This is a genomic window from Mycolicibacterium lacusdiani, from assembly GCF_021916785.1.
GTDB lineage: Bacteria > Actinomycetota > Actinomycetes > Mycobacteriales > Mycobacteriaceae > Mycobacterium > Mycobacterium lacusdiani.
Map to the genome: position 1 here is coordinate 204,640 of NZ_JAKCFC010000012.1, position 8,559 is coordinate 213,198.

Below are 8,559 nucleotides of genomic sequence, written 5' to 3' on the forward strand. Positions count from 1 at the left end.
CATCGCTTGATGATGGCGCTGACGTGGTGGGACGTGCTGCTGCTGTTCGTTGCAGGCGTCGGCGGTGGGCTCACCGGCAGCATCGCCGGCCTCGCCTCGGTGTCGACCTACCCGGCGCTGCTCCTGGTCGGTCTGCCGCCGGTCACGGCCAACGTCACCAACACCGTCGCCCTGGTGTTCAACGGCGTCGGATCGGTGTGGGGATCGCGACCAGAACTGGCGGGCCAGCGCGCGGCCCTGCTCAGGCTGGTCCCGATGGCCGCGGTCGGCGGTGTCCTCGGCGCGGTACTGCTGCTGTCGATTCCGTCGGAGGGCTTCGAGGACGCCGTTCCCGTGCTCCTCGCCGTGTCGTCGGTCCTCATCGCCCTGCCGCGCCGCACCCGCGCCGACGGTGACGAGGGCGGCATCGTGCAGACGGTGCTGGTCTGCGCGGCGGTCTTCTTGATCTCGATCTACGGCGGGTTCTTCGGCGCCGCGGCGGGAGTGCTGCTGCTGGCGCTGTTCCTCAGCACCGCGAGCGACACCCTGGCGCACGCCAACGCCACCAAGAACGTGGTGCTGGGCATCGCGAACGGTGTGGCCGCCCTAATCTTCGTCGTCTTCGCGCACGTGCACTGGCCTGCCGTCGTCGCGATGGGCGTCGGGTGCCTGATCGGGGCGCGCCTTGGGCCGATCATCGTGCGGCGCGCGCCTGCGACGCCGCTGCGCCTCGGCATCTCCGTGGCCGGGCTGGCCCTGGCGGTGAAGCTGGGCCTCGACGCCTACCGCTGACCGCTCAGGCGAAGACGTCCTCGCCGTGGGCCACCCGTGTGCCGAGGTCGATCAGCGACATCGCGGACTCGTGCAGCCGTTGCCCCGCTTCACGATTCGCCTGCCCGGCTAGATAGCGCGACCAGGTGCCCTCTATGACGATGCCGAGCTTGAAGCACGCCAGCGCCACGTACCAGGGCAGGTGCGGCGTAGCGCGGCCACCGGCGGCGAGGTAGGCCTCGAGCAGTTCGGCCCGGGTGGCAAGCCCGCCGAGTGCCGCCAGCTCCGCGCCGGCGTCGATCGTGTTGGGTTCGGTGGGCCAGCACACCATCATCCAGCCGAGGTCGAGCAGCGGATCGCCGACGGTGCACATCTCCCAGTCGATGAAGGCGGCCAGTTCGGCTCGATCTCGGCGCAGCAGAACGTTGTTCAGGTGTGCGTCGCCGTGCATGACGCCGGGCCGCCCGTCGTCGGGCTGATTCGTCCGGAGCCAGTCGGCGAGGACGTCGACCGACAGTGTGCGCGGGTCGTACGCGTCGTGCCGATAGCTTTCGAGCAGCCGCAGGAATTGCGGGACCTGCCGGCCGATGAACGATCCCGGCCGCTGCAGCTCGGCCAGCGGGCTGCCCTCCCAGGCGACGTCGCCGAGTCGCGCGAGGCTCGCGGCGTAGGACAGGCACACGTCGTGGCGCATCGCGGCGTCGTCGACGTAGGGCCGGGCCATCTCGTTGCCCGGATTGAACCCGTCGACCTCCTCCATCAAATAGAAGACGACGCCGAGCACGCTCACATCGTCACAGCCCGCGACGAATTCGGGATGCGGCACATCGGTGCCCGCCAGCGTGCGCAGCACGGCGATCTCGCGCAGCATCGTCTTGTCGCTGGTGGGCCGCGGATGCAGCGGCGGCCGCCGCAACACCATCGGCCTGCCGTCGACGAGCAGGTGCACGACGATGTTCTGGGAGCCGCCGGTCAGTGGCCGGACGTCGGTGACCTCCGAGCCGAGATTCTGCTGACGGACCCAGCTCTGTACCGCCGTCCGGTCGTCGTCGCTGAGTGTCGGTGGGGTCGGGGGGCTCACAGCCCGAACTGATCGTCGACGAGTCCGAGCCAGATCTGCGCGGCGTCGATGGCGACCTTCTCGCTGATGAAGGCGTGCTGCGTGCCGGTGTAGACGTCGCGGAAGGCTCGTTCGAGTCGCGTGCCCTCGCGAATCGCGCTGGTGCCCGCGACCAGATGCGACCACTCGGCGCACTCGCGCGCCACGTCCGTGGCGTAGACCGCCGCCACCCGCATGTCGGCGCGCAGCGTCGGCGTCAGGTCCTCCCCCGCCGCCACGGCCGCCTCCGCGGTGGTGAAGGCGTCGAGCACCAGGAGCCGCGCGGCTCGCCAGGCCGCGACGTGCCGAGCGAGTCCCTTCTGAAACGTCGGCCTGCTGGCCAGTGACGCCATGTCGCTCATGCGGTACTTGGTCTCGGCCAGTTCGGCGACGTCGTCGAGCATGCTCTTGGCGACTCCGAGCGCCCAGGCGGCATGCCCCGCGGCGGTCACCGGCATCATGCCCATCCGGGTGGCCGGGGAACTCCCCCGGCGCGGCTCGCGCGCGAACAGCGGGAAAGTCCTCGACGCAGGCACGAACAGTTCCTCGACGGCGTAGTCGTAGGAGCCGGTTCCCTTGAGGCCCTGCACGTGCCAGTTGTCCTTGAACGTGATCTCGTCGCGCGGGATGATCGCGACGTGCATCTCGGGGATGCCCTCGGAGACCCAGCGCGGCTGACCGTCGTCGGTGGGCATGAAGCCCGCGGCCACGTACTGCGCGTGCCCGGTGCCCGATCCGAAGCTCCATGCGCCGCTCAGCCGGTAGCCACCGTCGACCACCGCACCCTGACCGTTGGGGAAGAACTGGCCGCCCATGGTGACGTGATTGTCGTTGGCGGTGAACACCTCGGCGAAGCCCTCGTCCGGCAGGTACGCCGCGGCTGCGAACGAGGACGGCAGGTTGGCGATGCCGATCCAGCCGAATGACCCGTCCTGCCAGGCCATCTCGAGCCAGGTCTCGATCATCTCGGCAAACGACGGCTCGGTGCCACCTGCGGCCGCCGGGTTCATCGAACTCATCAGGCCCGACGCCCACATCTCGTCGACGATGGCGGGCGTCAACGTGCGCATCCGCTCGGATTCACACGCCTGGGCGCCGACCAGATCGCGCATGCTGCGGGCCGCGGCGACGACGGGACTGTCACGGGGTGGGGCAACCTGGGTCATGCCCCACATCGTGACCGCAGCGGCACCGATCGCGTGGCGGAATCGGGAAGTGGTTCAGCCCCTGCGGGCCACGACCAGCAGGTACTCCCACTCCATGGTCGACGGCCCGGTCACGAACCGGTCCCCAACGGCGGCGATGTCGGCATCCAACGCCGCGATGCGGTCTTGGTCGTCACCGATGGCGCGGTAGGCGGAGATGGTCGGCCCGTAGATGGCCTTGAAGTAGTCCCGGAACGTCGACCCGTCGGGGAAGGCTGTGACGGTGAGGGAGCGTCGCTGCACCGTCACGTCGTCCACCCCATTGCCGAGCAGCGCTCGAACGTGGTTCTCGTCGCCCCACAGCGGTGGGGCCTGGACACCCGGCGGCGGAGCGGGGACATGCGGCTTCATGGCGGCGAACAACCGCCCGATGTGCCCTTCCGGAGTCCAACTGAGTAGCCCGATGGTGCCGCCGGGCCGGCACACCCGGAGGAGTTCGCCGGCGGCCAGTTCGTGGTGGGGCGCGAACATCACGCCGATGCACGACATGACCGTGTCGAATTCGGCGTCGCCGAACGGCAGCGCCTCGGCATCGGCCTCCTGCCAACGTAACTCGACACCGCGCTGTTCGGCGGCGAGCCGTCCGGCGTCGAGCAGCTCGGGTGTCAGGTCGCTGGCGATTACGTCACCGCCGGCCACCGCTGCCGGAATGGACGCGTTGCCGGTGCCCGCGGCGACGTCGAGCACCCGGTCGCCGGGCTTGACTCCACACGCCTCGACGAGAACGGGACCCAGTGGTGCCACCAGCTCGGTGGCCAGCCGGGGATAGTCCCCCGTGGCCCACATGGCGCGATGCTTGGCGGTCAGGGCGGGATCGTGGACGGCAGTTGTCATGTTCTTGCTCCTTCGGCTCCGGTGAATTCATCGTCGCGCCGCGGATCGTGCCATTCCAGTTCCAGATCTGTACCGCGGTGGTTTCATGGTTACAAGGGGTTTGACCTGCGATGGGGGTGATCGCGATGCCCGGATACGGCCAGTTCTGTCCGGTGTCCAAGGCGATGGAACTGCTCGATGAGCGGTGGACGATGCTCGTGGTCCGCGAATTGCTCTTGGGTAGCCGTCATTTCAACGAGCTTCGCCGCGGCGTTCCGAAGATGTCGCCTGCCTTGCTGTCGAAACGGCTCAAGTCGCTCGTGCGCGCCGGGGTGGTGCAGCGCGAGGAGGTCGACGGCCGTACCGCCTATTCGCTGACCGAGTGCGGCCGGGAATTGGGCGCGGTGGTCGACGCACTGGGCCGCTGGGGGGTGCGCTGGATAGGCGAACTCGGCGACGAAGATCTCGACCCGCATCTACTGATGTGGGACATCCACCGCACCGTTCCGATCGACTTCTGGCCGCCGCAGCGGACCACCTTGGCGTTCCATCTCGACGGGGTCGCCGCCAAGGCGTCCCGGTGGTGGCTGGTGGTCGCCGACGGCAAGGCCGACGTATGCGACTTCGATCCCGGTTACGAGGTGGCGGGGACGGTGGAGACCAGTCTCCTGACGCTCACTCGCGTGTGGCGCGGCGACATCGGGTGGACTAGCGCCATGCGGGAAGGCAGCGTCGCGCTGACCGGTCCGGCCGACGTCCGCCGCGCCATCCCGATGTGGATCGGTCAGGGCGGGCTGGCCGACGTACCGCGACCCGCGTGAAGAACCTCGATGCGAAGGGAACGGTAGTCGACCATGTCCAACCCCGTTAAGCAGGCGGTGATTCGAGCCATGCCTGCCATCGACGTCATCATCTTCCCCCTCGTCTACCTCTGCGCGCTACTCCTCAAGTACGTCAGAACCGTTGGAGTCGAACGTCTCCCCGCGTCCAGGGCAATGCTCTTGCGCGCCGGCTGCTTTCCGCTGCGGGATCACTACTATGAACCGTCCTTCGACAACGCAGCCATACGGGAACTGATCTCCACCGAACGGCACCTGCCGGGGATCGATTGGAACGTCGACGAACAGCTGAGACTCTTGAACTCGTTCACGTTCGCCGGCGAGTTGGCCACGCTGCCCCGCCACGACGCCGGTGGGTACGACTTCTATCTGGAGAACCGGGCGTTCGAGTCCGGAGATGCCGAGTACTGGTACAACCTCATTCGCCTCAAGAAGCCGAAACGCATCATCGAGATCGGCAGCGGGTTCTCCACGCGAATGGCCATACGGGCTCTAGAGGCGAACAAGCGAGAAGACCCGACCTTCACCTGCCAACACACCTTGATCGAGCCCTACGAGCATCAATGGCTCGAGGAGCTGGACGTCACGGTCATCCGCGAGAAGGTCGAATGCACCGACATTCGGATGTTCGAGAGCTTGAAGGCCGACGACATCTTGTTCATCGACTCGTCGCACGTGATCCGGCCCCGAGGTGACGTCGTCTTCGAGTACCTGGAACTACTTCCCACACTTGCGCCGGGTGTCATCGTCCACGTGCACGACATCTTCTCGCCGCGAGACTATCCAGCCGAGTGGATTGTCGATGAAGTGCGACTCTGGAACGAGCAGTACCTACTCGAAGCCTTCCTGACGTCGAACGGCGACTGGAAGGTCATCGGAGCGCTCAATCACCTACGGCATCACCATTACGACGAGTTGAAGGCTCAGTGCCCGTTCCTGACGCCAAACCGAGAACCAGGTTCGTTCTACATGCAGCGAGTTGGTGGCTCGCCCGACTGAGAGCCTCGGGCGCTACTTCGGGGCGAAGCGCTGTCCGGCGTCCAGACGGATGCACTGGCCGTTGAGCATGGGGTTCTCGACGATCGCCAGCGCGAGCTTGGCGTACTCCTCCGGCTTGCCCAGGCGCTTGGGGAAGGCGGCGTCCTTGGTGAGCGCCTTGGCGAAGTCGTCGGGGATGCCCTCGGTGAGCCCGGTCGCGAACAGGCTTGGCGCGATGGCGGTCACGCGGATGCCGAGGCTGCCGAGGTCGCGCGCCATCGTGAGGCACATGCCTGCGATCGCGGCCTTGGATGCGGTGTAGGCGACCTGCCCGATCTGGCCTTCGAAGGCGGCGATCGATGCGGTGTTGATGATGACGCCGCGCTCTTCGGCCTCGTCGTCCACCGGCTCCTGCTGGCTCATCTGCCACGCGGCGAGACGGCTGATGTTGAACGTGCCGATGAGGTTGAGGTCGATGCAGAAGCGGAAGGAGTCGAGGCTGTGCGGGCCGTCCTTCTTGATGGTGCGCTCGCCAATGCCGCCACCCGCGGTGGTCACGATGATGTGGAGTCCGCCGAGTACACCCACGGCCTCGGAGAGCACCTTCTCGGTTCCGTCGAAGTCGGTGACGTCCACCTCGTGGAAGGAGGCGCCGATCGAGTCGGCTACTTCCTTGCCCTTCGACTGAGGCCGGTCGAGGATGGCCACGGTCGCGCCGCGCTGCGCGAGTGATTCCGCGGTGGCCTTGCCGAAGCCCGATGCGCCGCCGACGACGATCGCCTTCTTCCCCGAGATCTCCATGTGGCTCCCTTTCCGCTGCGTACTTTCCAGATTGACGTCATTGTGTAAAGCACTGGCGTCGTCACCTTACGTTAAGGCTTTCGAGTGGCCGAGTAGGTACCTTGGCGTGCATGGCACGTCAGGCTGTTCGCCCCCGCCCGATGGCGGGCGTAGCTGCCGCCGCGGTCGCCCTCGGGGTTGCCCAATTGGCCGCAGTTCCGTTCGGTCCGTCCGCAGATTCGCGCACTGCGGTGGGGTCGGCGGTCATCGACCTCACGCCCGGGCCGGTGAAGGAATGGGCGATCCAGACCTTCGGCACCTCCGACAAATTGGTGCTGACGCTGTTGATCCTGGGTGTCATCGCCTTGATCGCGGGGCTCGCAGCGCAGTTGGAGCGGCCACGCCTACCGGTGGGCAGCCTCGTCATCGCCGCGGCGGGGGTCGCCGGCTGCGCGGCCGTACTGTCACGCGAGGGCGCGACGATCGCCGACGTGGTGCCCACCCTCGTGGGAACGGTGTGCGGTATCGCGGTGCTGCGGTTCCTCGCCTCGGGCAGATTCACCGACGGACCTCCGGCGCGCGACGCCCGTGGTCGCGCCACCGCGGGTACCCGGATCGGCCCGGTGCCGGACCCCGGTCGACGGCTGTCGTTGATCACGCTGGGCTTCCTGGCCGGTGGCGCGTTGACCGGCGTGGGCGGTGCGGTGCTGACGAGGATGCGCGCCTCGGTTTCCGGTGATCGCAGCGCCTTCGCGCTGCCCACGCCCAAGGTCGTTGCCGCGCCCGTGCCGCCGGCCGTGCAACCCGCCGGTGTGTCGCTGCCTTCCTTCATCACCCCGAGCGCCGACTTCTACCGAATCGACACCGCTCTGTCGGTGCCGCAGCTGAGCCGCGAGGACTGGCGCCTGCGCATTCACGGCATGGTCGACCGCGAGGTGAACCTGACGTTCGACGATCTCGAGCAGTTCGAGGTGGTCGAAGACGTCGTCACGCTTGCGTGCGTCTCGAATCCGGTGGGCGGCGACCTGATCTCGAACGCCAAGTGGACGGGCTATCGGGTGCGGGATCTGTTGGACCGGGCGGGCGTTCAGTCCGACGCGGACATGCTGCTGTCGAAGTCGATCGACGGGTTCACTGCCGGTTCGCCGATCGAGGCGATGACCGACCAGCGGGACTCGCTGCTGGCGATCGGCATGAACGACGCTCCACTGCCGACCGAGCACGGGTATCCCGCCCGTCTGGTGGTGCCGGGTCTGTACGGCTATGTGTCCGCGACGAAGTGGGTCGTCGACCTGGAACTCACTCGGTTCGATCGGGCCGAGGCGTACTGGACGAAGCTCGGGTGGTCCGCTCTCGGCCCGATCAAGACGCAGTCGCGCGTCGACGTGCCCCGCAGCGGGCAGGACGTGCCGCGCGGCACCGTGACGTTCGGCGGTGTGGCGTGGGCGCAGAACCGCGGGGTGAAGGCCGTCGAGGTGCAGGTCAAAGGGCCCGGTGGTGAGGATCGTTGGCAGCCAGCCGAATTGGGCGCGGCCTACTCGAACGAGACCTGGCGGCTGTGGAAGTTCACGTGGGAGGCCGGCGAGCCCGGACTCCACGAGATCTCGGTGCGGGCGACGGACGGTACCGGCGCCACCCAGACGTCACAGCTGGCCGACGTGATACCCGATGGCGCAACGGGCTGGCACACGGTGTCCTTCGCCGTGGTGTGAGGTGGGTGGTGACCACTCTGCGAAATGCCCGCCTCTGGGCGACAACTCGCGACACTGTGTTCGTGATTGGTGAGCCGCGCCCTACATCGGACCCACCGCACCGCGCACTACACCAGCGGTCCGACAAACTGACCACTCTCGGGTTGAGTCATCCCCAGTGCGGAATCCATCCACAGCCTGGTCACGACCGCTTCCTGGTGCGAGGACTTGTCGTACCCAGGTTGTAAAGTCGAAAGTATGTTCGAACAGTTCGCGATGCACTGACTCAGACTTCTTGTCACGGTCGCCGAGTGAAGATTGGTGACATGTCGGAAGGAGTGTCAGATGACCAGGTCGCGGCGGTCGAAGATATCGGCTGAAGACAAGGTTCGGTATGTGTTGGC

The 8,559-nt window shown here is 67.1% G+C and carries 8 protein-coding genes; 4 read left to right on the forward strand and 4 right to left on the reverse strand.

What is annotated here, in order from left to right:
- Window positions 1-9 precede the first annotated feature (9 nt).
- Window positions 10-771, forward strand: coding sequence for a sulfite exporter TauE/SafE family protein (locus tag LOK44_RS27140; RefSeq protein WP_237573200.1), 762 nt, complete (start codon window positions 10-12; stop codon window positions 769-771).
- A gap of 4 nt (window positions 772-775) precedes the next feature.
- Here the strand turns inward: LOK44_RS27140 and LOK44_RS27145 are convergent, their stop codons facing one another.
- The 3 genes from LOK44_RS27145 to LOK44_RS27155 are packed head-to-tail and all read right to left on the reverse strand — an operon-like array spanning window position 776 to window position 3,888.
- Window positions 776-1,831 (reverse strand): phosphotransferase family protein, encoded by a 1,056-nt coding sequence (locus tag LOK44_RS27145; protein ID WP_237573176.1) that lies wholly within the window; start codon window positions 1,829-1,831, stop codon window positions 776-778.
- Entirely contained in the window at window positions 1,828-3,015 is a 1,188-nt protein-coding gene (locus LOK44_RS27150; RefSeq protein ID WP_237573177.1) for an acyl-CoA dehydrogenase family protein, read from the reverse strand. Before LOK44_RS27150 ends, LOK44_RS27145 begins: the two co-directional genes overlap by 4 nt.
- A gap of 54 nt (window positions 3,016-3,069) precedes the next feature.
- Window positions 3,070-3,888 carry a class I SAM-dependent methyltransferase gene (locus LOK44_RS27155; RefSeq protein ID WP_237573178.1) on the reverse strand — a complete coding sequence of 273 codons (819 nt, stop codon included), beginning with the start codon at window positions 3,886-3,888 and terminating at the stop codon, window positions 3,070-3,072.
- Between the two features lie 125 nt (window positions 3,889-4,013).
- On the opposite strand from LOK44_RS27155, the gene LOK44_RS27160 reads away from it, so the two are divergent.
- Window positions 4,014-4,688 (forward strand): winged helix-turn-helix transcriptional regulator, encoded by a 675-nt coding sequence (locus LOK44_RS27160; RefSeq protein WP_237573201.1) that lies wholly within the window; start codon window positions 4,014-4,016, stop codon window positions 4,686-4,688.
- 33 nt (window positions 4,689-4,721) lie between these two features.
- Window positions 4,722-5,705 (forward strand): class I SAM-dependent methyltransferase, encoded by a 984-nt coding sequence (locus LOK44_RS27165; RefSeq protein ID WP_237573179.1) that lies wholly within the window; start codon window positions 4,722-4,724, stop codon window positions 5,703-5,705.
- Window positions 5,706-5,717: 12 nt separating this feature from the next.
- Here LOK44_RS27165 and LOK44_RS27170 read toward each other — a convergent pair whose 3' ends face one another.
- The gene (locus LOK44_RS27170) at window positions 5,718-6,485 is read right to left on the reverse strand and encodes an SDR family NAD(P)-dependent oxidoreductase (protein ID WP_237573180.1); all 768 of its coding nucleotides are present in this window, start codon (window positions 6,483-6,485) and stop codon (window positions 5,718-5,720) included.
- A gap of 110 nt (window positions 6,486-6,595) precedes the next feature.
- On the opposite strand from LOK44_RS27170, the gene LOK44_RS27175 reads away from it, so the two are divergent.
- Window positions 6,596-8,176 carry a molybdopterin-dependent oxidoreductase gene (locus LOK44_RS27175; protein ID WP_237573181.1) on the forward strand — a complete coding sequence of 527 codons (1,581 nt, stop codon included), beginning with the start codon at window positions 6,596-6,598 and terminating at the stop codon, window positions 8,174-8,176.
- Window positions 8,177-8,559: the final 383 nt, after the last annotated feature.

Coding starts and splice junctions, on each gene's coding strand:
- LOK44_RS27150 (WP_237573177.1), bottom strand. CDS start 3,015: ATGACCCAGGTTGCCCCACCCCGTGACAGTCCCGTCGTCGCCGCGGCC.
- LOK44_RS27165 (WP_237573179.1), top strand. CDS start 4,722: ATGTCCAACCCCGTTAAGCAGGCGGTGATTCGAGCCATGCCTGCCATC.
- LOK44_RS27160 (WP_237573201.1), top strand. CDS start 4,014: ATGCCCGGATACGGCCAGTTCTGTCCGGTGTCCAAGGCGATGGAACTG.
- LOK44_RS27155 (WP_237573178.1), bottom strand. CDS start 3,888: ATGACAACTGCCGTCCACGATCCCGCCCTGACCGCCAAGCATCGCGCC.
- LOK44_RS27140 (WP_237573200.1), top strand. CDS start 10: ATGATGGCGCTGACGTGGTGGGACGTGCTGCTGCTGTTCGTTGCAGGC.
- LOK44_RS27170 (WP_237573180.1), bottom strand. CDS start 6,485: ATGGAGATCTCGGGGAAGAAGGCGATCGTCGTCGGCGGCGCATCGGGC.
- LOK44_RS27175 (WP_237573181.1), top strand. CDS start 6,596: ATGGCACGTCAGGCTGTTCGCCCCCGCCCGATGGCGGGCGTAGCTGCC.